Consider the following 23,500-nt stretch of genomic DNA (forward strand, 5'->3'; position numbering starts at 1 on the left):
CAGCTGTTTTTGTGACGTACTTCATAACGTTGTGCGTACTCTTTCCAAAACCGATGGGAGAACGCGCCGTGCCAGTTAGCTACCAGGTCAGCGACGTCGATGCCGATGGGGCGGGTCGCGCCGCGGTTCCAGCAGGATGCGACTCGACTACGGCGTCCCCTGCTAGCGATGGCGCAGGCCGTCATCATGCGGCCGTCGGTGCGGAAACAACGGTCATCGGAAAGCTCGCGGCCGGCGATCATTGGCCTGCCCGCAAACTCGGCGTGATTCGTAATAATCGTGGTTTGAACGCAAATTTAACGCCTCGAGTATTTCAAAATGGAACGAAAAGGGGTCGCAGAGTTCACGATCGACGCAGGAAGAAATGCTTTGACGGCGGTGTCGCCCGTTGGTGATTTTCGTCATTCTGTAGGCAGGTGAATCGGTCGCGATCCGTTGCCTGACGGATGGCAATCATGGCGATCGAACAGGGCTTATGGTGGAGTAATGTGATAGCTGGTGGTTGGCCTCACCGACCACCGGCGAGGGGTGACACCGAGTTTTTACGTTGCGATTACCTGAGCGGAACGCAACGCAAATAAACCATGCTGAGGATGATCGCTACATCAGGTTCGGAGAACCCGAAGCGGGGCAGAACGCGAGCCGTAAGAGATTTTTTGTGTGGGGGAATACGCGCATCTGTTGACATCAAATAAGTAAGATTGACGGGAAGCGAACATTGGGCTATTTGGTGAACTCGATAGGAGCTCGTCCTGATTTGTGGGCAGCCCGTCGGGGGCGTGATTACGATGGCGGCCATCGAGGGGACCGGAGGTAACAGATATGGATTTTGGGGCGCTACCGCCGGAGATTAACTCGGGGCGAATGTATGTGGGTCCGGGTTCGGGGCCCCTGTTGGCCGCGGCCGCGGCCTGGGACGCGTTGGCCGCCGAATTGCAGTCCACAGCGGCTTCCTACGGGTCGACCATCGAGAGCCTGACCGTCGGGCCGTGGACGGGTCCCTCCTCGATCGCGATGGCGTCCGCAGTGGCGCCGTATGTGGCGTGGATTGGTGCCACGGGCGCTCAGGCCGAGCAGGCTGCCACCCAGGCCCGGTTGGCCGCGGGTGCCTATGAGGCGGCGTTTGCGGCCACCGTACCCCCACCGGTGATCGCGGCCAACCGCGCGTTGTTGATGACGTTGATCGCCACCAATATCTTCGGGCAGAACACCCCCGCGATCGCAGCCACCGAAGCCCAGTACGCGGAGATGTGGGCCCAAGACGCCGCCACCATGTATTCGTATGCCGGCTCGTCGGCCAGCGCGTCGGAATTAACACCGTTCACCGAGCCACCCCAAACCACGAACCCGTCGGCGGCGGCCGCGCAATCGGCCGCGGCAGCCCAGGCCGCCAGCACGTCGGCCAGCTCGGACATAGCGACGCAGCTGTCCCAGCTGATCACCTCGTTGCCCGCTGCGCTGCAGAACCTGGCCACGGCGGTCACCACGGGGTCGCCGTCGGCGGCATTGCCGGGGATCTCGTTGCCGCCCTGGCTTGCGACCGACCTGGCGAACTGGAACACCATCTGGGCGACCCTCACCGGTCCGTACTCGATCCAGGGCTGGACTTCCATACCCGGTGGCCCATTCCTGTCGTTCGGTCAGGCATACGCCTGGGGCCAAAACGGGCAGGGCGTCGCCGCCTATCTCGCCGGGCCGAAACCCATCACCGGGGGGTTGGCGCCGCTGGCCCCCGAGTTGGGAAAGCTAGGCTCGGCGGGCTTGACGTCAAGCGCCGCGCCGGTGTCGGGGTCGATGGGCCGCGCGGCCCTGGTCGGCAGCATGTCGGTGCCGCAAGGCTGGACACAAGCGGCCCCCGCAATGCGACTGGTCTCCTCGGTGCTACCCGCCAACGTGGTAGCCGCCCCGGCCGCGGCATCCTTCGCCGGCGAGGGCGGCGTGTTCAGCCAGATGGCCCTGTCGAGCCTGGCCGGGCGCGCCCTGGGGGCAACCGCATTCGGCTCCGCGGGCGGTGGCGCGGCGCAGTCGCTCGGCGGTGTGGTCGCCGAGGCTGAACCCGCCGCGGCCACGATCATCGTGATACCGGCCCTCGACGAGTGACGGGCGCGGAACCGCGATGACAGCCGAGACGACAAGCAGTGGCCCACCACGGGCCTCCCGGGCGCGCACGACCAGGTAAGGGGTACGGACATGTTCTATGCAGCGTTTCCGCCAGAGATCAACTCGGGCCGGATCTACACTGGTCCCGGATCGGGGCCGTTGCTGGCCGCCGCGGCCGCCTGGGACGCGCTGGCCGCTGAATTACAGTCCACAGCGGCCGCCTATTCGGCGGTGATCGAGAGCCTCACCAGCGGGCCCTGGGTGGGTCCCTCGTCGCTGGCCATGGCGGCCGCCGTCGCACCCTACCTGACCTGGATGCAGGCCACGGCCGCACAGGCCGCGCAAGCGGCGAGCCAGGCCACCGCGGCGGCAAGCGCCTACGAGACGGCGTTCGCCGCTCACGTGCCGCCGGTAGAGATCGCGGCCAACCGCACCCAACTGGCGTCGCTGGTGGCGACCAACATCTTCGGGCAGAACACCCCGGCGATCGCGGCCACCGAGGCCCAATACGGCGAAATGTGGGCCCAGGACGCCCTGGCGATGGACAGCTACGCCGGTTCGTCGGCGGCCGCGTCACAGGTGACGCCGTTCACCGAGCCGCCCCAGATCACCAACGCGGTCGGGCTGGCCGGCCAGGCGGCCGCGGTGGGCCAGGCCGCCGGCGCCGCGGCCAGCAGTGCGCAGTCCCTCCTGGGGGTAGCTGACCCGGTGTCGTGGCTGCTGCAAATAGGCGCGGACCTCGCGACCGACTACACCGCCGCAGTCACCGCCCTCCTGAACGCCCTCTTTGGGCCGACCGGCGCGTCGACGTTCACGGCCCTGTACTCGGCAGTGAAGGTTCCACTCGCCTTTACCACGCAGTTCAACGACATCGGGCTGCTCATCAACTTTCCCGTGTCACAGTTCCTCAAGTTTGCCCCGACCCCGGGCCTTGGCGAGATCCCGAAGGATGCGTTGGGGGGCGGGCTGGGGCTTGGCGTGCCCAACTTTGGCCGGGGCACGCTGTACAGCGCGGTGTCGCCGGACAACGTGGCGGCCAACTTCGGGCGCGGCACATTGGTTGGCGCGTTGACGGTTCCGCCGAGCTGGGCCACGGCCACGCCGGCCGTCAGGATGGTCGCTGCCGCCTTGTCGGCAGCTGGGCCGGACGCCGTGCCGGCGGCCGCGCTCGGCGAGGGGGGCCTGCTCGGTTCGATGTCTGCGGCCGGCATGCTCGGCAGCGCCTTGGGCGCCGGGGCACCCAGCGCCTTGAGCCGTACCGGAGCCCGAGGCCGTCTCACCCCGCTCAAAGACCTCAAGGACGCCACGTCGCCGGAAAAGCTGAAGCGTCTGGTCGCACAGATCTCGGAGAAACCCGAAAGCGTCCAGCACCACACGGTCGATCAGGAAGGTCTTGACAGCCTGCTGGAGCAACTGTCGAAAAAGCCCGGCATCCACGCGGTGCACCTGTCCAAACGCGACAAGCCCAAAGTCGTGCCGTCGGAAGCGCAGTTGGGTTAGCGGAGGCCAAATACTTTGGCCACCATACGAACCCGATAGCCCTGTCCTCGACATGGAAGAATGGTGAGTTATGAAAACGCTTCTGGCGCTGCTCTGCGCTAGTTCCATGATCGGCTTTGCCGCGCCGGCGTATGGCGATCCCGACGACGGCGGCGGCGGTGACGACGCAGGCTTCCTCGCCGCGCTGCGACAAGCCGGCATCGCCTACTCCGACCCGGCCCAGGCCATCGGGGCCGGACAAGCGGTGTGCCATTGCTTGGATCACGGCGAATCGGGTCTGGAGCTCGTCCACGACGTGAAGACCCACAATCCCGGATTCGATATGGAGGCGGCGTCTCAGTTCGCCCTGATTGCGGCGAAATACTACTGCCCCCATCACCTCAGCCACGCCTGAGAGCTGCTACCGGTGGGTTAGACGTCGTCGGTGATTTGCCTGGCGGTCACCGCAACGCAGCCGGTTTGACCCAGGGCCACCTGATGTTAACCCGCATGTGCTTAGCTGCCCCTCGCCGGCGGGTCAGGAAGGGAGCGCAGCGTCATGCACACCCTGACCGTCGCCGATTTCGCGCTCCGGCTGGCCGTCGGGGTGGGATGCGGCGCATTCATCGGATTCGAGCGGCAGTGGCGCGCGCGGATGGCGGGCCTGCGCACCAACGCACTGGTGGCTGCCGGTGCGACGTTGTTCGTCCTTTATGCGGTCGCCACCGAGGACAGCAGCCCCACCAGGGTCGCATCCTACGTGGTGTCCGGGATCGGTTTCCTCGGCGGCGGGGTGATCCTGCGCGAGGGGTTCAATGTCAGGGGCCTTAACACCGCCGCCACCCTGTGGTGCTCGGCGGCGGTGGGTGTGCTGGCCGCCTCGGGACACCTGGCGTTCACGCTGATCGGCACCGGCACCGTGATCGCCATCCATGTGCTGGGGCGTCCCCTTGGCCGGCTGATCGACCACGACAACGCCGTCGAAGAAGAGGAAGGTCTACAGCCCTACCAGGTCCAGGTGATCTGCCGGCCCAAATCCGCAAAATACGCGCGCGCCCAGATCGTGCAACACACCAGCAACAACGACATCACGCTACGGGGCATCCACACGAGCGGGCCCGACGACGACAAGGTCACGTTGACCGCGCACCTGCTGATGGACGGCCACACGCCGGCCAAGCTCGAGCGGATGGTCGCCGAATTATCCCTGCAGCCGGGCATTTACGCCGTGCACTGGTATGCCGGCGAACAGGCGCAGGCCGAGTGAATCCGGGGCTAAGGGCGGGCCTGCAGGTCGGGCGCAGCCGCGGCCAGCAGGTCGGCGCGGTTGCCGGTCAGCGGCGGATAGATCCGCCGGCTATTGATGGTTCGCTTGGTGGCCTTGGCCTGCGCGCCACGCGACACGACCACTCGGTCCCACCCCTCGGTATAGACGGCGCCGGCCGGTCCGAGATCGAGAACCGTTACATACCAAGGGATCCTAAGTGCCAGCATCGGCGCGCCGAACAGGTCGCTGATCACGTTGTAGCCGGCATAGCGGCCCATCGGGCGCCCGTGCTGACACGACATCACGGACAGGTGCTCGTCGTCCATCCGGGCTGCGGCCACGTCACCCGCGGCAAACACCGTGGGCACCCCGATCACCCGCAGATGATCATCGACCTCAACGCGGCCCAACCGGTCGCGGGTCACCGGCAGCTGCTCGGTCAGCGAGCTGGCCCGCATGCCCGCGCACCAAACCACGGTGGCCGCCTCCAGCTGCTCACCCGATGACAGGGCCACCACGCCCTCGTCGACCGCGGTGACGCTGACACCCGTCCTAGTTTCGACGCCGTTGTCCGCCAAGGCCTCTTCGATCACCGGCCGCGCCGATTGGCCCATGTCGGAGCCGACGAACGGGTTGTGGTCGACCAACACCACGCGGGGGGCGGCCCGGCAATGGGTGAACAGTGCCCGCATCCTGTTCGGCAGCTCGCAGGCCGTCTCGATCCCCGTCAGCCCGGCACCGACCACGACAACGGTAAAGGCCGCGGGGGTCGGTGGGCCGTCGGCCAGCGCCTGCAGGTGCCGACGCAGCCTGATCGCGCCGTCATAGGTGTCGACGTCAAAGCCGAACTCCAGCAGGCCAGGTATGGCGGGTTTGACGACGTGACTGCCCGATGCCAGCACCAAGCGGTCGTAGCGGTGTATGGCACCGCGGGACGTGGCGACGGTGCGGGCGTCGGAGTCGATTTCGGTGACCTCGGCGACGACGTGCGCGACGCCGGCGGGGTCGAGCAGATCATTCAGTGAGATGCGGCAGGGGCTCAAATCGGTTTCGTAGTTGCGCACCCTGATGTCATGAAAAGGCTTGGTGCTCAACACGGTGATCTCGACGGTGCCCTCTGGGACGGCCAGCTCCTCGAGTCGTCGGGCGGCGCCGAGGGCCGCCCATAGGCCCGCGAAACCAGAGCCGATCACGAGCACAGCGCTCAATTGCTCAACACCTCACAAATCTAGGCCAGCGCGGCTGCCGCGCCGCGACCGGGCAGCAACACCCACAGGGATCAAGCAAAACATGCGTGCCCGTGAATGCGTGGAGGTCGCAGCGGGGAACATCGTAATCTGTGTGTGTGGATTTCCTCGCAAGCTTGTTATCCGCGCTGCCCCCGCCAATGCGGGACCCGGTGTTGTTCGCCATTCCGTTTTTCCTGTTGTTGCTGATTCTCGAGTGGACGGCGGCGAGAAAGCTCGAAGAAATCGAGGCGGGTGCCACCGACAAATCGGGGAAGCCACGACCGGTGTCCGGCGCGTACCACACCCGCGATTCGGTGGCGAGCATCTCGATGGGGCTGGTTTCGATAGCCACCACCGCCGCCTGGAAGACTCTCGCCTTGCTCGGCTATGCCGCGATCTACGCCTACGCGGCGCCCTGGCACCTCGCGGCGACCCGGTGGTACACCTGGGTCATCGCGATCCTGGGCGTCGACCTGCTGTACTACACCTACCACCGCATAGCCCACCGGGTCCGGCTGATCTGGGCGACTCATCAGGCCCACCACTCGAGCCAATACTTCAACTTCGCCACCGCGGTGCGCCAAAAGTGGAACAACAGCGGCGAGATCTTGATGTGGATTCCGTTGCCGTTGTTGGGACTTCCCCCCTGGATGGTGTTCTTCAGCTGGTCGCTTAACTTGATCTACCAGTTCTGGGTGCATACCGAGCGGATCGGCAAGCTGCCGCGGCCGTTCGAATTCGTCTTGAACACGCCGTCGCATCACCGGGTGCACCACGGGATGGACAAGGTCTACCTCGACAAGAACTACGGCGGCATCCTCATCATCTGGGACCGGCTGTTCGGCAGCTTCCAGCCGGAGCTGTTCCGCCCGCACTACGGGCTGACCAAACAGGTCGACACGTTCAACATCTGGAAACTGCAGACCCGCGAATACGTGGCGATCGCTCGCGACTGGCGATCGGCCACACGCCTGCGAGACCGGCTGGGTTACGTGTTCGGACCACCAGGTTGGGAGCCCCGCGCGGCAGGTCAACCCGACGACGCAACCGAGGTAGCCACGTCTCGGTAACGCGGACCCCCGACTGCGCGAAAAGCCTAACGACGGGGTGGGTTACCCCGCGACGTCAAGCTGCGGTCGGCGCTGTGCCGGCCTCGAAGGATCGGAGTCCATGGTGCGCGGCCTGGTAATGCGCGCAGTCATCGCAGCGGTAACGGCCGCGGCGCTCGCATCGGCCGTATCGCCTGTGGCCGCCAACGCCGATCCGACGTTGGTCTTTCCTGGCATGGAAATCCACCAGCACAACCGGGTCTGTACCTTGGCCTACGTTGACCCCGTCCTGAAAATCGCCTTCACGGCGGGGCATTGCCGGGGCGGGGGAGACGTCACCGACAGGGAACAAAACCCCATCGGCCATCTCGCGGCCTTCCGGGACAACACGCCCAGCGGCACGACGGTGGCCACCGATCAGGTCATCACCGACTACGAGGCGATAGCGCTGGCCGACAACGTCATGGCGAGCAATGTTCTACCGAGCGGGCGTCGGCTGGAATCCCTGCCGGGCTTGGTGGTTGCGCCCGGGCAAGCCGTGTGCCATTTCGGCGTGATCACCGGCGAAACCTGCGGCACAGTTGAGAGCGTCAACAACGGGTGGTTCACCATGTCCCACGGCGTCCTGAGCCAGAAGGGGGATTCGGGCGGGCCGGTGTACCTGGTTCCACCCGGGGGCCCCGGCCAAATTGTCGGGATCTTCAACAGCATGTGGGGCGATTTTCCCGCTGCCGTATCGTGGCAGTCCGTCACCGAGCAGGTCCGCGAGGATCTCGGCTCGCGGGCCAGCGCCAGCTAGGCGAAATTGCCCGTCACGCATCGCGCAAAATCCAAGAGCAGTGATCTCGACCGTGCCAGACTGGCGGCGTGGGTAAGCGCCGGGACTCGCGGGAGCAGATCGAATCGAAGATCATCGAACTCGGCCGCCGCCAACTCGTGGATCGTGGCGCGGCCGGATTGTCGCTGCGTGCGATCGCCCGCGACCTGGGCATGGTGTCGTCGGCCGTGTACCGGTATGTGTCCAGCCGCACCGAGCTGTTGACTCTGCTAGTTGTCGACTCCTATTCCGACCTGGCCGACGCGGTGGACCGGGCACGCGACACCGTCGGCTACGTGTGGAGCGACGACGTCGTCGCCATCGCACACGCGGCGCGTAGTTGGGCGGTCGCACACCCGGCCCGCTGGGCCCTGCTCTACGGCAGCCCAGTAGCCGGCTACCACGCGCCGGCGGAGCGCACGGTCGCGGTCGGCACCCGCGTCGTGGGGGCGATCTTCGACGCGGTCGCCGCGGGGATCGCCACCGGAGACATCATGTTGACCAATGAGCCCGCCCCACAACCGATGTCGTCTGATTTCGAGCGGATTCGTCATGAATTCGGCTTTCCCGGCGACGATCACGTCATGGCCAAGTGCTTCCTCCTCTGGGCCGGCATCGTAGGCGCGATCAGCCTGGAGGTGTTCGGGCAATACGGCGCCGACATGCTGACCGACCCCGAGGCAGTGTTCGACAACCAGATGCGGCTGCTGGTGGGTTTGTTGACTCAACATGCAGACCGAAATTAGAACGTGTTCACTTGCGTCTTCCTGACCCGGCACGGCCGACGGCGGCAAAGCCTTTCCGGGCCCTTTCTGGCGGCACGTGGGCTGGGCTATCCTGCGAGACGATGAACCCTCCCGTTCAGTCGCCGACCCAAATCGCGTGGGTTACCCCGCACCTGGATGCCACTGAAACCGCCCTCACCGGCCTGTTAGGCATCCGAAAGTGGGTGCGGATACCCGACGTGCACTTTGCACCCGAGACCTGCAGCTACCATGGCAAGCCCGCCGATTTCGTCGCGAGTATTTCGCTGAGCTATCTCGGAGACACCCAGCTGGAGCTGATCTCGCCGGTCCGCGGGGAGAATATCTATAGTGACTTTCTGCGCGACAAGGGTCCGGGCTTGCACCACATCTGCATCGAGGCCGAAAGCCTGGAGCGCTTCGACGAAGCGCTCGCCGAGAGCGCGCGCCACGGAGCCGACGTTGTACAGCAAGGCGTGATGCCCGGCGGCATGCACTTCGCGTATGTGTCGGCGCCGCAAGCGGGGGTGCCGTTCGTGGAGATCGCATACCTGTCGCCGGAGATCAGGGCGTTCTACGACTATGTCAAACAGGAGCAGCGGTGAGCCGCGCCAGCGACGATGCAGAACGAAGAAGCGATGTGGGGGTACCCCCGCTTGCGGGGGAGAGGAGTGGCGCCAATGAGCACAGAGATACCCGCGACGGTCAAGGCGGACGCAGTCGAGTCCTGGTCGGATGACGTCGACGTGGTGGTGATCGGCTTCGGCATCGCCGGCGGCTGCGCGGCAGTCAGCGCGGCGTCCGCCGGCGCCCGGGTGCTGGTGCTGGAGCGAGCCGCCGCGGCGGGCGGTACCACCGCCCTCGCGGGAGGACACTTCTATCTGGGCGGCGGGACCGCGGTGCAGCAGGCCACCGGCCATCCCGACTCGCCCGAGGAGATGTACAAGTACCTGGTCGCGGTGTCGCGGGAGCCCGATCACGCCAAGATTCGCGCTTACTGCGACGGCAGCGTTGAGCATTTCAATTGGTTGGAAGACTTGGGCTTTCAGTTCGAGCGCAGTTACTTCCCGGGCAAGGCGGTGATCCAGCCCAACACCGAAGGGTTGATGTTCACCGGCAACGAGAAGGTGTGGCCGTTCCTGGAGATGGCGGTGCCGGCGCCGCGCGGCCACAAGGTGCCGGTACCCGGCGACACCGGCGGCGCCGGCATGGTGATTGATCTGCTGCTCAAGCGAGCCGCCAGCCTGGGCGTGCAGGTCCGCTATGAGACCGGCGCGACCGAGTTGATAGTGGACGAATCCGGCGGGGTAACCGGGGTGATGTGGAAGCGGTTCTCCGAAACCGGTGCAATCATGGCGAAGTCGGTGGTCATCGCCGCCGGGGGATTCGTCATGAACCCGGAGATGGTGGCCAAATACACGCCGAAGTTAGCCGAGAAGCCATTCGTGCTCGGCAACACCTACGACGACGGCCTGGGCATCCGGCTGGGCGTCTCGGCCGGCGGAGCCACCCAGCACATGGACCAGATCTTCATTACGGCTCCGCCGTACCCGCCGTCGATCCTGCTCACCGGGATCATCGTCAACAAACTCGGACAGCGGTTCGTGGCCGAGGACTCCTACCATTCCAGGACGGCTGGGTTCATCATGGATCAGCCCGATAGCGCGGCGTTCTTGATCGTCGACGAGGCGCACTTGGAACACCCGAAGATGCCGCTGGTGCCACTGATCGACGGTTGGGAAACCGTGCCCGACATGGAAGCAGCGCTTGGCATCCCGCGGGGCAATTTGGTCGCGACGCTGGACCGCTACAACACCTACGCGGCGCGCGGCGAGGATCCCGACTTCCATAAGCAGCCGGAATTCCTTGCGCCGCAAGATCAAGGCCCGTGGGGGGCGTTCGATATGTCGCTCGGCAAGGCGATGTATGCCGGGTTCACCATCGGCGGGCTGGCCACATCGGTGGACGGTCAAGTTCTGCGCGCCGACGGCACGGTGGTGGCCGGCCTCTATGCGGCCGGTGCATGCGCCTCCAACATCGCCCAGGACGGCAAGGGATACGCCAGCGGCACGCAGCTGGGTGAGGGCTCGTTTTTTGGGCGCCGTGCCGGGGCGCACGCGGCAGCGCGAACTCGCGGGCGCCCCGGCTACGGCAACCCGTTCATCCCGTTCTGACCCAAAAGCCCGCCGGCACCCCCGATGCCGACGCTGCCGTTGGGTGTGCCGATCCCGGCGTCGCCCCCGTTACCACCGGTCCCCACCAGAGTGGCGCTGCCACCATTACCGCCGGCACCGCCCGCAGCCGCCGTGCCATTCCCGCCGGCGCCGCCGTCACCGCCGTTGCCGATCAGCCCGGCTTTGCCGCCCTGCCCGCCGGCCCCGCCGGCCCCGCCGAGGCCGAATCCGCCGGCACCACCAGCACCGCCGGCGCCGAACAGCAGGCCCGCATTGCCGCCGGCCCCACCGGCACCGCCAACACCTGCAGGCCCCCCGCCGAATCCGCCGGCCCCGCCGCCACCGCCGGAGCCGGACAGCAAGCCGGCGTTGCCGCCGGACCCGCCGGCCCCCCCGGTGGTGGAACCGACCCCACCCGCGCCGCCGGCGCCGCCGTCGCCGGAGAACAGGGCGGACCCGCCGGCCCCGCCATCGCCACCGCTTCCGCCGGTTCCGATTCCGCCGTCGCCGCCGGCCCCGCCGACGCCGAACAGCCCACCGGTGCCGCCGGCCCCACCGGCCCCGCCGGGGGCGGTGCCCAAGAGTGTCACGCCGTCACCGCCGGCGCCGCCCGCCCCGCCAGTGCCGAACAGCAGCCCACCGGCCCCGCCGGCCCCACCAGCACCCCCGAGGGCATTGGTGCCGCTGCCCGTTGCGCCTGCCCCGCCGGCGCCGCCGGCGCCAAACAGCAGCCCACCAGCCCCGCCGGGCCCGCCGTTACCAGCCTTGGCGGCGAATCCGCCGTCGCCGCCGGCCCCGCCGGCGCCGAACAGCAGCCCACCATTGCCGCCGGGCCCACCGACCCCACCGATGCCGGTAGCTCCGCCGGCGCGCCCGCCGGCGCCGCCGGCGCCACCGGCGCCGTACAGCAGCCCGCCGGACCCGCCGGCCCCACCGGCCCCTCCGGTGCCCGTCCCTACGTTCCCACCGGCGCCTCCTGCCCCGCCGGCGCCGAACAGCCCGGCCGCCCCTCCATTGCCGCCCGGCATGCCGGGCGCACCCGAGCCGCCCGCCCCCCCATTGCCGATCAATATCCCGCCATCCCCGCCGTTTGCCCCGGCCCCGGGGGCCCCGTTGGCGCCGTTGCCGATCAGCGGACGCCCGAGCAACGCCAGGGTGGGCGCATTCACCACGTCCAGCAGGCCCTGAAGTGGGGCGGCGTTGGCGGCCTCGGCGGCCGCATACGACGCCCCGCCCGCGTTGAGGGCCGCCACCAACTGGCCGTGAAACACTGCCGCCTGGGCGTTCAGCTCCTGATAGGCCTGGGCGTGGCCGGAAAACGCGGCCGCAATCGCCGCGGACACCTCATCGGCCGCGGCGGCCAAGACCCGTGCGGTCGGCCCCGCGGCGGCTGCATTCGCGCTGCTGATCATCGAGCCGACAGTTGCCAACTCGGTCGCCGCGGCCGCCAGCGCCTCCGGGATCGTGACCACAAATGACATCTGGCACCTCATCAACACCTTGTGGCCCCGTAGGGGCCGCTACGGATCCCCTGGTCGCTGTCGAGATTTCGAGGGATAGCGTATCGCGATCCAGGAGCAGACTTCGCTGAATCGCAAAAGCTCGGTCCGCGCCTACAGCGACCCGGTGGCCGGTGATGCGTTTGCGGCGCACACGGCTGGCGACGGGACCGGCATGGCTTGAGTGGAAGGCTTAAAAGCGCAGTGTGGCAATGGCTTACACTCCGGCGGGTGTCGCCTTAGTCCGGCCCAGCCGCCACGGACCACCGCCAAGCAATTGGAGCTGTTGTTGGTGGTGCTGTTCGACGGTGGGCCGATGGCTGACGCTGACCACGACGCAGTCCGGCAATTCGGTGCGCAGCATTTGGTAGAGCGCGAATTCCAGGCCCTCGTCGAGGGCCGAGGTGGCCTCGTCGAGGAAGACCGCCTTCGGCTTGGTGAGCAGGATGCGGGCAAAGGCCACCCGCTGCTGCTCACCGGGAGAGAGCACTTTGGCCCAATCCTGCTCTTCGTCAAGCCGCCCGATCAGCGGCGCCAGGGCGACCTTGGTCAACACGTCTCGCAGTTCATCGTCGGAGACGTCACCTGGCGAGTTCGGGTAGCAGACGACGGTGCGCAGGCTGCCCAGCGGCACATACGGCAATTGCGACAAGAACATCGTCGCGTATTCGCCGTCGGGGCGGCAGAGCGTTCCCGAAGCGTAGGGCCACATTTCGGCGAGACTGCGCAGCAGCGTGGTCTTGCCCGCCCCTGAGCGCCCGGTGATCACCAGCGACTCACCGTGATCCAGCGCCACGTCGAGCGGGTCGATCAGCCGGTCGCCGCCCGGCGTGCGGACTTCGACATCGCGTAGCTCAACCGTTGCCTCTTCACTCGGCTTGACCAGCATTGTTGGCAGTGCGCGACCCTGAGCGTTGGCCTCGGCCAACCCGTGCAACCGAATGATGGCCGCGCGAAAGGCCGCGAACGCGTCGTAGTTATTGCGGAAGAACGACAGGGAGTCCTGAATATTGCCGAATGCCGTCGCGCTCTGGCCGACATCGCCGAAGTCGATCCGGCCGGCGAACAGTCGCGGCGCCTGGATCACCCAAGGCAACGGAACAATCGCCTGCGAAACGGCGAAGTTCCATCCGCCGAAGATGATGGTCCGGCGAACGAACCTGCGGTAGTTGTCGATGATCGGAGTAAAGCGCCGCCATAGCTGCACCCGCTCGACTTGCTCACCACGGTAGAAGCCCACCGCCTCCGCGGCGTCCCGCAAACGCACCAGGGCATAACGAAACGCCGCGTTGAGTTTCTCGTTGTTGAAGCTGAGGCGGATCAGCGGATGCCCCAACCAGACCGCGACCACGGTCGCGACCACCACGTAGACCAGAACGGTCCAGAACATCGCGCGCGGCAACTCGATGCCAAAGACATTCAGATTTCCGGACAGGTTCCACAGGATGGCCGCAAACGAGATCACCGAGGCCACCGCGTTGACGGCGCCGAACAGCAAGGTGCTGCCCGTCCCGTTGGACGGGATGTTCGGGGTGCCGCCGGCGTTGGCGGTGAAGATGTCGATGTCTTGCTGGATGCGCTGGTCCGGGTTGTCGATCGTCTCGTCGATGAACAAATCCCGGTAATATGCCCTGCCGTCCAGCCAGTCATCGGTGAGGTGGCCGGTCAGCCACACGCGCCAGGCGATGATGAACCGCTGCGTCAGATAGACGTCGGCCATGATCCGGATGACATACAGGACCGCCAGCACGCTGAAGATCCCGATCGACATCCAAAAGCCGTGGATCCCAGATTGTTTGACTTGGTCGTCGCCCGCCGCCATGCCCTGGACCGCTTTTTGCACCGCCGTATACAAGTCGTTGCCCTGGTAGCTGAACAACACCATGAGACGCACTGAAATAAGAACCGACGTCAACAGCACCCCAAGCATCACCCACACGCGGACACTGTGTGCTCCGACGAAATACCCGCGAGTGATCCGCCAGAATTGCCGGCCCCAGGGCGTGAGATATCTGAACAGAACCAGCACGGCGAGGACACAGACGGCGCTGATCACCCACGCCCTGGTAATCCACCACAACGAGTCCAGTAATGCGCTGGACCAGTCGATCGATGGCGTAAACGGTTTCGGGCCCAAGGTCGGTCTCTCCTCACAGGCGAAGTGTTCGGGCAGGCGGCTGGAACAGAAATCCTTCGGCGAAGGTACCTGAAGGTTATGGATAGGCTGCGCTTATGAGCACCGACGCCGCCCCCACCCAGACCATCCACGCCGGCCGGCTCATCGCGCGGCGCCTGCGGGCAAACGGCATCGACACCGTCTTCACCTTGTCGGGCGGCCACCTGTTTTCCATTTACGACGGCTGCCGCGCGGAGGGCGTTCACCTGGTCGATACCCGCCACGAGCAGACCGCGACGTTCGCCGCCGAGGGCTGGTCGAAGGTGACGCGACTGCCGGGCGTGGCCGCGCTCACCGCGGGGCCGGGCGTCACCAACGGGATGAGCGCAATGGCGGCTGCCCAGCAGAACCAGTCGCCGCTGCTGGTACTCGGCGGCCGCGCCCCAGCGCTGCGATGGGGCATGGGATCCCTGCAGGAGATCGACCACGTGCCGTTCGTGGCGCCGCTGGCTCGCTTCGCCGCCACCGCCCATTCGGCGGACGCCGCGGGCCGGCTCGTCGACGAAGCGTTGCGAGCCGCGGTCACCGCTCCGTCGGGGGTGGGATTCATCGACTTCCCGATGGACCACGTGTTCTCCATGTCGGAGGACCCAGAAAGCATTAGCCGCCCGGGCGCCCTGACGGATCTCCCGACGGCCCCCGCACCCGACGGCGACGCGCTGGACCGCGTCGCGGGCCTGCTATCCGCGGCGCAGCGGCCGGTGATCATGGCGGGCACCAACGTCTGGTGGGGTCATGCGGAGGCGGCGCTGTTACGCCTCGCCGAGGAACGGCTGATCCCGGTGCTGATGAACGGCATGGCCCGCGGCACGGTGCCGGCCGATCACCCGTTGGCCTTCTCGCGCGCGCGGTCAAAGGCCTTGGGCGAGGCAGACGTCGCGTTGATTGTCGGCGTGCCGATGGACTTCCGGCTGGGCTTCGGTGCGGTGTTCGGGTCGCAAACCCGGCTTGTCGTAGCCGACCGTGCCAAACCCGACCGCGAACATCCGCGGCCCGTTGCGGACGCGCTGTACGGGGACCTGACCGCGATTCTGTCGGCGCTGGCCGTGCCGGGCGGGGCAGACCATCAGGACTGGATCGGCGAGCTGCGGGCGGCCGAGACCTCGGCGCGTGACCTCGAGCGGGCCGAACTCGCCGCGGACCGAATCCCGTTGCATCCGATGCGGGTGTACGCCGAGCTGGCCCCGTTGCTGGACCGCGACGCCGTCATCGTGATCGATGCCGGCGATTTCGGGTCATATGCCGGGCGGGTTATCGATAGTTATCTCCCAGGTTGCTGGCTGGATAGCGGTCCCTTCGGCTGCCTTGGTTCGGGCCCCGGTTACGCCCTGGCCGCCAAACTGGCGCGGCCGGACCGTCAGGTCGTGCTGTTGCAGGGCGACGGCGCATTCGGCTTCAGCGGCATGGAGTGGGACACCCTGGTCCGGCACAACGTGCCCGTGGTATCGGTGATCGGGAACAACGGGATCTGGGGCCTCGAGAAACATCCGATGGAGGCGTTGTACGGCTATTCGGTGGTGGCGGAGTTGCGACCCGGAACTCGCTACGACGAGGTGGTGCGCGCGCTGGGCGGTCATGGCGAGCTGGTGTCGGCGCCCGCTGAGCTTCGTCCGGCGCTCGAACGTGCCTTCGCCAGTGGCCTGCCGGCCGTCGTCAACGTCCTTACCGACCCAACAATTGCCTATCCCCGTCGCTCCAACCTCGCGTAGTTACTTGACCGCGAGCGTGCGCGGCGGTACGCCGGTGACCGCCGTGTCGCGGGCAAACACGCACGCTCGCGCCGGCTGGCGGTCGCGTACCGTTGACCTGTGCCCAAGACCTCAACGCAACCGGGCCGCCTGAGCAGCCGATTCTGGCGAATGCTCGGCGCCAGCACGGAAAAGAACCGAACCCGTTCGATGGCGGCGGTCACCGCGTCGGCAGACTACGACCGGGAAGCCGCCGATCTCAACGACGAGCAGCTGCGCAAGGCGGCGGGCCTGCTCAACCTCGACGACCTAGCTGATGCCGACGACATCCCGCAGTTCCTCGCGATCGCCCGGGAAGCGGCGGACAGGACGACCGGGCTCCGACCGTTCGACGTGCAGTTGCTCGGTGCGCTGCGGATGCTTGACGGCGACGTGATCGAGATGGCCACCGGTGAGGGCAAAACCCTCGCCGGTGCGATCGCGGCCGCCGGCTACGCGCTGGCCGGACGGCACGTGCATGTGGTGACCATCAACGACTACCTGGCCCACCGCGACGCGGAGTGGATGGGCCCGCTGCTGGAGGCGATGGGCCTGACGGTGGGCTGGATCACCGCAGAGTCGACGAGCGAGGAGCGCAGGAGCGCGTACGGCTGCGATGTCACCTACGCTTCGGTCAACGAGATCGGCTTCGATGTGCTGCGCGATCAGCTGGTGACCGACGTCGACGACCTGGTATCACCCAATCCGGATGTGGCGCTGATCGACGAGGCCGACTCCGTGCTGGTCGACGAGGCGCTGGTGCCGTTGGTGCTGGCCGGCACCACGCACCGGGAGACCCCGCGGCTGGAGATCATCCGGCTGGTTGGCGAGCTGGAAGCGGGCACCGATTACGACACCGACTCGGACAACCGCAACGTCCACCTGACGGAGAAGGGTGCCCTCAAGGTGGAAAAGGCGCTCGGTGGCATCGACCTGTACTCCGAGGAACACGTCGGGAGCACGCTGACCGAGGTCAACGTCGCCCTGCACGCGCATGTGCTGCTGCAGCGCGACGTGCACTACATCGTCCGGGACGACGCGGTGCACCTGATCAACGCGTCGCGCGGCCGAATCGCGCAGCTGCAGCGCTGGCCGGACGGCCTGCAGGCCGCCGTCGAGGCCAAGGAGGGCATCGAGACCACCGAAACGGGAGAAGTGCTCGACACCATTACCGTGCAGGCGCTGATCAACCGCTACGCAACGGTGTGCGGCATGACGGGCACCGCGCTGGCCGCCGGTGAGCAGCTGCGCCAGTTCTACAAGCTTGGCGTCTCACCGATACCGCCGAACACCCCGAACATCCGCGAGGACGAGTCCGACCGGGTCTACATCACCGCCGCCGCCAAGAACGACGCCATCGTCGCCCACATCGCCGAGGTGCACGCGACCGGCCAGCCGCTGCTGGTCGGCACCCGTGACGTGGCCGAATCCGAGGAGCTGCACGAGCGGCTGCTGCGTCGCGGCGTGCCCGCGGTGGTGCTCAACGCCAAGAACGACGCCGAGGAGGCCCGGGTGATCGCCGAGGCCGGCAAGTTCGGCGCGGTCACGGTGTCCACCCAGATGGCCGGGCGCGGCACCGACATCCGGCTCGGCGGGTCCGACGAGGCCGACCACGACCGGGTCGCCGAACTGGGCGGGCTGCACGTGGTGGGCACCGGCCGGCATCACACCGAGCGGCTGGACAATCAGCTGCGTGGTCGGGCCGGGCGCCAGGGCGATCCGGGATCGTCGGTGTTCTTCTCCAGTTGGGAGGACGACGTCGTCGCGGCGAACCTCGACACCAACAAGCTGCCGATGGACACCGATGAGGACGGCCGGATCGTCAGCCCCAAGGCGGCCGGGTTGCTCGATCATGCCCAGCGTGTCGCCGAGGGCCGGATGCTGGACGTGCACGCCAATACGTGGCGCTATAACCAATTGATCGCCCAGCAACGTGCGATCATCGTCGACCGGCGAAACACGTTGCTGCGCACCGCAACCGCGCGCGAGGAGCTCGCCGAGCTCGCGCCGAAGCGATATGAAGAGCTGGCCGAAGGCCTTTCCGAGAAACGCCTCGAGAAGATCTGCCGGTTGATCATGCTGTATCACCTCGACCGCGGCTGGGCCGATCATCTGGCATATCTGGCCGACATCCGCGAGAGCATCCACTTGCGGGCGCTGGGTCGGCAAAACCCGCTCGACGAGTTTCACCGGCTGGCCGTCGACGCGTTCGCGTCGCTGGCCACAGACGCGATCGAGGCCGCTCAGCAGACGTTCGAAACAGCCAATGTCCTGGAAAAGGAACCGGGTCTGGATCTATCCAAGCTGGCGCGGCCGACGTCGACGTGGACCTACATGGTCAACGACAACCCGCTGTCCGATGACACGCTTTCCACGCTGAGCTTGCCCGGAATCTTCCGCTGACCGAGCGTCGATCCGTTTGACGGACCGCAACATCCCCGGACTAATGTCACGCCTCATGGAGCCCGGCACCCCAAAGGATCGGGTACTGACGGTGCCCAACGCGCTAAGCTTCATCCGCTTGGCGCTGATCCCGGTGTTCGTCTATGTGCTGCTCGTCGCGCACGCCGACGGCTGGGCGGTGGGGATCCTGATGTTCAGTGGCGCCTCCGACTGGGCCGACGGCAAGATCGCCCGGACGTTGAACCAGTCATCGAGGTTGGGCGTGCTGCTGGATCCCGCCGTCGACCGCCTCTACATGGTGATCGTCCCGGTGGTGCTGGCATTGGCTGGGATCGTGCCGTGGTGGTTCGTCATCACGCTGCTGGCACGCGATGCGCTACTGGCGGCGACGCTGCCGTTGCTCCGCAGCCGCGGGCTGTCGGCGCTGCCGGTGACCTATGTCGGCAAGGCCGCGACCTTCGCGCTGATGTCCGGCTTTCCGTTGGTCCTGCTGGGGCAGGGGGGGGCGTTGTGGAGCCGCGCGCTGGGGGCCTGCGGCTGGGGATTTCTGATCTGGGGTCTTTATGCATACCTGTGGGCGTTTGTGCTGTATGCGGTGCAGATGACCATGGTGATGCGCCGGATGCCCAAGCTCAAGGACCGGAGCCGGCAGCTGGTGGCCGGACAGGCCGGTGAACATGGCTGAGCCCAACAGGCTGCTCGGCGGCTACGACCCCAACGCCGGCCGCAGCGCGCACGAGGCCGCGCGGCCGCAGCACATCCCCGTGCCTTCGCTGCTTCGCGCGCTGCTGTCCGAACATCTGGATCCCGGTTACGCCGCCGCTGCGGCCAGGCGTAACCGCGCTGCCACACCCCCGGATAGGCGAGCCCGCGCTCTTGGGTGGTTCTGGCAGGCCCTGGCGGCAACCCTGGTCGCCACCGTATTTGCCGCCGCGGTCGCACAAGCCCGGTCGGTTGCGCCCGGCGTGCGCACGGCCCAGCAGCTGCTTGCGACGAGCGCGCGTGCGACGCAAGCATCCGCCGCCAAGTTGGCGGGCCAGCGCAGCATGCTCGCGGCCAAGGTGGACGAGGTGCAGCGCCTCGCGCTCGCCGACGACGCCGAGGGACAGCGGCTGTTGGCCCGTCTCGACGCGATCAGCCTGGCGGCCGCCAGCACACCGGTCATCGGCCCCGGTCTGACGGTAGTCGTGACCGACCCCGGTGTCGGTCATAACCTTTCCGACGTATCCAAGCAGCGCGTGAGCGGCAGCCAGCAAATCATTCTGGACCGCGACCTGCAGCTCGTCGTCAACTCGCTATGGGCGAGCGGCGCCGAGGCCATCTCGATCGACGGCGCCCGCATCGGTCCGAACGTGACCATCCGTCAGGCCGGCGGAGCGATCCTGGTCGACAACAATCCCACCAGCAGCCCGTACACCATCCTCGCGATCGGGCCGCCGCACGCGATGCAAGACACCTTCGATCGCAGTCCCGGTCTGCACCGTCTTAGGCTGCTGGAGATGTCCTACGGCGTCGGCGTCAGCGTGAACGTCGGCGACGGTCTGGCACTGCCCGCCGGAGCGATCCGGGATGTCAAGTTCGCCAAACAGATTGGGCACTAGTGAGAGAAGTCCGGACGGGAATCCGACGAGCATGATCGGGATCGCGGCGCTTGCCGTTGGCATCGTGCTGGGACTGGTTTTTCATCCGAGCGTGCCCGAGGTCATTCAGCCCTATTTGCCGATAGCGGTGGTCGCCGCGCTCGATGCGGTGTTCGGCGGGCTGCGGGCCTACCTCGAGCGGATCTTTGACCCCAAGGTGTTCGTGGTGTCGTTCGTGTTCAACGTCTTAGTAGCTGCCCTGATCGTCTACGTCGGTGACCAGCTGGGCGTCGGTACGCAGCTGTCCACCGCGATCATCGTCGTGTTGGGTATCCGCATCTTCGGCAACACCGCCGCGCTTCGGCGCCGGCTGTTCGGCGCATGATGGAGATGACGAGGTCAGCGTGAGCAAGGACCCCCTGAAGGCATCAGCCCCCCCGGAAGGCGCCGGTCCCCCAGACGGGGAGAATGCCGACGCGCCAGCCCGGCGCGGTCACCCAAGAGCCGAGCCCCGCGAAGCCCGCCGGGGCGGCCGTCACGAACTACCGGGGAACCGTCCGCGGCCCGAGATCGGGCCGGTACACCGGACCGGACTGTCCGGGCTGCTGCGCGGCGGACGGTCACGTCTGATATTCGGGGTGCTGGCGATCTTGTTGTGCCTGGTCTTGGGGATCGCGATCGTCACCCAGGTCCGCGAGACAAAGTCGGGTGACTCGCTCGAAACGGCGCGTCCCGCAGACCTGTTGGTGCTGCTGGATTCGTTGCGGCAGCGCGAGGCAACGCTGAACACCGAAGTCAGCGAGCTGCAGAACACGCTGAACTCGTTGCAGGCGTCAGGCAATTCCGATCAAGCCGCCATTGAGAGCGCCCAGGCCAGGTTGGCCGCGTTGTCCATCCTGGTCGGCGCGGTGGGGGCCACCGGGCCTGGTGTCACCGTGAAGATCGAGGATCCGGGTCCAGGAGTGGCACCCGAGGCGATGCTCGACGTGATCAACGAGTTGCGCGCCGCAGGCGCCGAGGCGATCGAGATCAACGACGGTCATCAGTCCGTGCGAGTCGGTGTCGACACGTGGGTGGTTGGCAATCCGGGTTCCCTGACCGTCGACACCAAAACGCTGTCGCCGCCGTATTCGATTCTGGCGATTGGCGATCCGCCGACCCTGGCTGCGGCGATGAACATTCCCGGTGGCGCCGAGGACAGCGTCAAACGCGTTGGTGGGCGCATTTCGGTGCAACAGGCCGACCGCGTTGACGTGACCACCTTGCGGCAACCAAAACCACACCAATACGCTCAGCCCGTCAAGTGACCGACAACAGAACAGGATCAACGTGAGCGATATCCCGGCCGAACTGCACTACACCGCCGAACACGAGTGGGTTCGCCGAAGCGGAGATAACACCGTACGTGTCGGGATCACCGACTTCGCACAGTCGGCACTAGGCGACGTCGTCTTCGTTCAATTGCCCACCGTCGGCACCGAGGTGAAGGCGGGGGAAGCCTTCGGGGAAGTCGAATCGACGAAATCGGTGTCGGATCTGTACGCGCCGATCGCGGGCAAGGTGTCTGCGGTCAACACCGATCTGGAAGGCAACCCGCAACTGGTGAACTCCGACCCGTACGGTGCCGGCTGGCTGGTAGATCTGCAGGTTGGTGTCGCCGCTTTGGAGTCAGCCGTCGCGACACTGCTTGACGCGGAGGCCTACCGCGGCACACTCACCGAATGACGATTGCTAAGGTCCGTGCCAGCCTTTCGCGGCGACGAGACGGGCGATGACACGGCCGAAGTGGGCGTCCGGCCCAGCCGGGCAACCAGGCTTACGATCCTGTAGTGGTGGGCACATTGCAGGGCCGTGCGCGGTACGGTCGACACATCGGCACTATGGGAATTGACAAGCGGTAAAGGGCGGTAATCGTAGCGGAACGCGGGCCGAACGGCCCCGGCAAACAACGCCACGGCGGCCAGTGAGGAGCAGCGGGTGACGGACAACGCGGATAGAGAGAAGGACCAGACCTCTGACGAAGTCACCGTGGAGACGACCTCCGTCTTCCGCGCCGACTTCCTCAGCGAACTGGAAGCTCCCGCTCAGGCGGGTGCCGAGGGCGCGGTGTCCGGGGTCGAGGGACTTCCGGCGGGATCGGCGCTGCTGGTCGTCAAGCGGGGACCCAACGCCGGGAGCCGCTTCCTGCTCGACCAGCCCATCACATCGGCCGGTCGGCATCCCGACAGCGATATCTTTCTCGACGACGTCACCGTGAGTCGCCGCCATGCCGAATTCAGGTTGGAAAACAACGAATTCCACGTCGTGGACGTCGGCAGTCTCAACGGCACCTACGTCAACCGCGAGCCGGTCGATTCGGCGGTCCTGGCGAACGGCGACGAAGTCCAGATCGGCAAGTTCCGCTTGGTCTTCTTGACCGGGCCCAAGCAAGGCGACGACGGGGGAAGCGGAGGCCAGTGAGCGCGCCCGATAGCCCGGCACTGGCCGGGATGTCGATCGGGGCCGTCCTCGAGTTGCTGCGGCCGGACTTCCCCGATGTCACGATCTCCAAGATTCGTTTCTTGGAGGCTGAGGGGCTGGTCACACCACAGCGGGCTGCGTCGGGGTACCGGAGGTTCACCGCCTACGACTGCGCGCGGCTGCGCTTCATCCTCACCGCCCAGCGGGATCATTACCTGCCGCTGAAGGTGATCCGGGCGCAGCTGGATGCCCAGCCCGACGGTGCGCTGCCACCGTTTGGATCTCCTTACGGAGCACCGCGATTGGTGTCGGTGACGGGCAGCGGGGCAACTCCCACCGGATCCGACGCGGCGGCGGTGGCGCCCACCCGCATTCGACTGAGCCGGGAAGACCTGCTGGAGCGCTCCGGCGTGGACGACGAGCTACTGTCGGCGCTGCTCAAATCCGGAGTGATCACCACCGGGCCGGGCGGCTTCTTCGACGAACACGCGGTCGTGATCCTGCAATGCGCGCGGGCACTGTCCGATTACGGTGTGGAGCCGCGGCATCTGCGCGCCTTCCGCTCAGCGGCCGATCGGCAGTCGGACCTGATCGCCCAAATCGCCGGGCCGGTAGTCAAGGCCGGCAAGGCCGGCGCCCGTGACCGTGCCGACGATTTGGTGCGTGAGGTGGCCGCACTTGCCATCACTTTGCATACCGCGTTGATCAAGTCGGCGGTTCGCGACGTTCTGCACCGCTGAGGACTAGACTTCGTTGGACAGCTTGGTGTTCGACGACATGGTCGGGGCATGGCGTTC

General features: G+C 66.7%; 21 protein-coding genes. 18 read left to right on the plus strand and 3 right to left on the minus strand.

Annotated elements, in window-relative coordinates; translation table 11 throughout:
• The first annotated feature begins 822 nt into the window (after positions 1-822).
• From G6N24_RS08565 to G6N24_RS08580, 4 genes are all read left to right on the plus strand, one after another.
• Positions 823-2,100: a PPE family protein gene (locus G6N24_RS08565; RefSeq protein WP_085160682.1), complete on the plus strand. Its 1,278-nt coding sequence runs from the start codon at positions 823-825 to the stop codon at positions 2,098-2,100.
• Between the two features lie 90 nt (positions 2,101-2,190).
• Positions 2,191-3,600, plus strand: coding sequence for a PPE family protein (locus G6N24_RS08570; RefSeq protein WP_085160680.1), 1,410 nt, complete (start codon positions 2,191-2,193; stop codon positions 3,598-3,600).
• 70 nt (positions 3,601-3,670) lie between these two features.
• Positions 3,671-3,994, plus strand: a complete 324-nt coding sequence (locus tag G6N24_RS08575; protein ID WP_085160678.1) for a DUF732 domain-containing protein — start codon at positions 3,671-3,673, stop codon at positions 3,992-3,994.
• Positions 3,995-4,138: 144 nt separating this feature from the next.
• A complete protein-coding gene (locus G6N24_RS08580) occupies positions 4,139-4,846 on the plus strand; it encodes an MgtC/SapB family protein (protein WP_085160676.1) in 708 nt (235 codons plus the stop codon).
• An 8-nt stretch (positions 4,847-4,854) separates the two neighbouring features.
• Here the strand turns inward: G6N24_RS08580 and G6N24_RS08585 are convergent, their stop codons facing one another.
• On the minus strand, positions 4,855-6,054 hold the full coding sequence (locus G6N24_RS08585) for an NAD(P)/FAD-dependent oxidoreductase (protein WP_085160674.1): 1,200 nt from the start codon (positions 6,052-6,054) through the stop codon (positions 4,855-4,857).
• 179 nt (positions 6,055-6,233) lie between these two features.
• On the opposite strand from G6N24_RS08585, the gene G6N24_RS08590 reads away from it, so the two are divergent.
• The 5 genes from G6N24_RS08590 to G6N24_RS08610 all read left to right on the plus strand — a co-directional run bounded on the left by G6N24_RS08590 (position 6,234) and on the right by G6N24_RS08610 (position 10,858).
• Entirely contained in the window at positions 6,234-7,145 is a 912-nt protein-coding gene (locus G6N24_RS08590) for a sterol desaturase family protein (protein WP_085160672.1), read from the plus strand.
• Between the two features lie 100 nt (positions 7,146-7,245).
• Complete coding sequence (locus G6N24_RS08595; protein ID WP_085160670.1) at positions 7,246-7,923, plus strand: Rv1815 family serine proteinase; 678 nt, start codon at positions 7,246-7,248, stop codon at positions 7,921-7,923.
• Between the two features lie 68 nt (positions 7,924-7,991).
• Positions 7,992-8,687 carry a TetR/AcrR family transcriptional regulator gene (locus G6N24_RS08600; RefSeq protein WP_085160668.1) on the plus strand — a complete coding sequence of 232 codons (696 nt, stop codon included), beginning with the start codon at positions 7,992-7,994 and terminating at the stop codon, positions 8,685-8,687.
• Between the two features lie 101 nt (positions 8,688-8,788).
• Entirely contained in the window at positions 8,789-9,289 is a 501-nt protein-coding gene (locus tag G6N24_RS08605; protein WP_163745461.1) for a VOC family protein, read from the plus strand.
• Between the two features lie 75 nt (positions 9,290-9,364).
• Positions 9,365-10,858 carry an FAD-binding protein gene (locus tag G6N24_RS08610; protein ID WP_163745462.1) on the plus strand — a complete coding sequence of 498 codons (1,494 nt, stop codon included), beginning with the start codon at positions 9,365-9,367 and terminating at the stop codon, positions 10,856-10,858.
• Here the strand turns inward: G6N24_RS08610 and G6N24_RS08615 are convergent.
• A complete protein-coding gene (locus G6N24_RS08615; RefSeq protein ID WP_163745463.1) occupies positions 10,831-12,339 on the minus strand; it encodes a PE family protein in 1,509 nt (502 codons plus the stop codon). The genes G6N24_RS08610 and G6N24_RS08615 overlap by 28 nt on opposite strands.
• A gap of 235 nt (positions 12,340-12,574) precedes the next feature.
• Positions 12,575-14,494 carry an ABC transporter ATP-binding protein/permease gene (locus tag G6N24_RS08620; protein ID WP_085158722.1) on the minus strand — a complete coding sequence of 640 codons (1,920 nt, stop codon included), beginning with the start codon at positions 14,492-14,494 and terminating at the stop codon, positions 12,575-12,577.
• A gap of 95 nt (positions 14,495-14,589) precedes the next feature.
• Between G6N24_RS08620 and G6N24_RS08625 the strand changes: the two genes are divergently transcribed.
• The 9 genes from G6N24_RS08625 to ftsR all read left to right on the plus strand — a co-directional run bounded on the left by G6N24_RS08625 (position 14,590) and on the right by ftsR (position 23,443).
• Complete coding sequence (locus tag G6N24_RS08625; RefSeq protein ID WP_085158724.1) at positions 14,590-16,242, plus strand: acetolactate synthase; 1,653 nt, start codon at positions 14,590-14,592, stop codon at positions 16,240-16,242.
• A gap of 99 nt (positions 16,243-16,341) precedes the next feature.
• Complete coding sequence (gene secA2, locus G6N24_RS08630) at positions 16,342-18,663, plus strand: accessory Sec system translocase SecA2 (protein WP_085158726.1); 2,322 nt, start codon at positions 16,342-16,344, stop codon at positions 18,661-18,663.
• A gap of 55 nt (positions 18,664-18,718) precedes the next feature.
• Positions 18,719-19,348: a CDP-alcohol phosphatidyltransferase family protein gene (locus G6N24_RS08635; protein ID WP_085158728.1), complete on the plus strand. Its 630-nt coding sequence runs from the start codon at positions 18,719-18,721 to the stop codon at positions 19,346-19,348.
• On the plus strand, positions 19,341-20,264 hold the full coding sequence (locus G6N24_RS08640; protein WP_085158730.1) for a DUF881 domain-containing protein: 924 nt from the start codon (positions 19,341-19,343) through the stop codon (positions 20,262-20,264). The genes G6N24_RS08635 and G6N24_RS08640 overlap by 8 nt, the downstream gene beginning before the upstream one ends.
• Before the next feature lie 31 nt (positions 20,265-20,295).
• Positions 20,296-20,628 carry a small basic family protein gene (locus tag G6N24_RS08645; protein ID WP_085158732.1) on the plus strand — a complete coding sequence of 111 codons (333 nt, stop codon included), beginning with the start codon at positions 20,296-20,298 and terminating at the stop codon, positions 20,626-20,628.
• 184 nt (positions 20,629-20,812) lie between these two features.
• A complete protein-coding gene (locus tag G6N24_RS08650) occupies positions 20,813-21,550 on the plus strand; it encodes a DUF881 domain-containing protein (protein ID WP_232070782.1) in 738 nt (245 codons plus the stop codon).
• Positions 21,551-21,572: 22 nt separating this feature from the next.
• A complete protein-coding gene (gcvH, locus tag G6N24_RS08655) occupies positions 21,573-21,968 on the plus strand; it encodes a glycine cleavage system protein GcvH (protein ID WP_085158734.1) in 396 nt (131 codons plus the stop codon).
• Positions 21,969-22,220: 252 nt separating this feature from the next.
• Positions 22,221-22,703 carry a glycogen accumulation regulator GarA gene (gene garA, locus G6N24_RS08660; RefSeq protein WP_085158736.1) on the plus strand — a complete coding sequence of 161 codons (483 nt, stop codon included), beginning with the start codon at positions 22,221-22,223 and terminating at the stop codon, positions 22,701-22,703.
• Positions 22,700-23,443, plus strand: a complete 744-nt coding sequence (ftsR, locus tag G6N24_RS08665; RefSeq protein ID WP_085158738.1) for a transcriptional regulator FtsR — start codon at positions 22,700-22,702, stop codon at positions 23,441-23,443. Before garA ends, ftsR begins: the two co-directional genes overlap by 4 nt.
• Positions 23,444-23,500: the final 57 nt, after the last annotated feature.

Source organism: Mycobacterium lacus (genome assembly GCF_010731535.1).
Classification (GTDB): Bacteria; Actinomycetota; Actinomycetes; order Mycobacteriales; family Mycobacteriaceae; genus Mycobacterium; species Mycobacterium lacus.

Bases quoted from the DNA above. Each gene is read 5' to 3' on its own strand.
- G6N24_RS08565 (WP_085160682.1), top strand. From the start codon at position 823: ATGGATTTTGGGGCGCTACCGCCGGAGATTAACTCGGGGCGAATGTAT.
- G6N24_RS08570 (WP_085160680.1), top strand. From the start codon at position 2,191: ATGTTCTATGCAGCGTTTCCGCCAGAGATCAACTCGGGCCGGATCTAC.
- G6N24_RS08575 (WP_085160678.1), top strand. From the start codon at position 3,671: ATGAAAACGCTTCTGGCGCTGCTCTGCGCTAGTTCCATGATCGGCTTT.
- G6N24_RS08580 (WP_085160676.1), top strand. From the start codon at position 4,139: ATGCACACCCTGACCGTCGCCGATTTCGCGCTCCGGCTGGCCGTCGGG.
- G6N24_RS08590 (WP_085160672.1), top strand. From the start codon at position 6,234: ATGCGGGACCCGGTGTTGTTCGCCATTCCGTTTTTCCTGTTGTTGCTG.
- G6N24_RS08595 (WP_085160670.1), top strand. From the start codon at position 7,246: ATGGTGCGCGGCCTGGTAATGCGCGCAGTCATCGCAGCGGTAACGGCC.
- G6N24_RS08605 (WP_163745461.1), top strand. From the start codon at position 8,789: ATGAACCCTCCCGTTCAGTCGCCGACCCAAATCGCGTGGGTTACCCCG.
- G6N24_RS08610 (WP_163745462.1), top strand. From the start codon at position 9,365: ATGAGCACAGAGATACCCGCGACGGTCAAGGCGGACGCAGTCGAGTCC.
- G6N24_RS08615 (WP_163745463.1), bottom strand. From the start codon at position 12,339: ATGTCATTTGTGGTCACGATCCCGGAGGCGCTGGCGGCCGCGGCGACC.
- G6N24_RS08625 (WP_085158724.1), top strand. From the start codon at position 14,590: ATGAGCACCGACGCCGCCCCCACCCAGACCATCCACGCCGGCCGGCTC.
- G6N24_RS08635 (WP_085158728.1), top strand. From the start codon at position 18,719: ATGGAGCCCGGCACCCCAAAGGATCGGGTACTGACGGTGCCCAACGCG.
- G6N24_RS08640 (WP_085158730.1), top strand. From the start codon at position 19,341: ATGGCTGAGCCCAACAGGCTGCTCGGCGGCTACGACCCCAACGCCGGC.
- G6N24_RS08645 (WP_085158732.1), top strand. From the start codon at position 20,296: ATGATCGGGATCGCGGCGCTTGCCGTTGGCATCGTGCTGGGACTGGTT.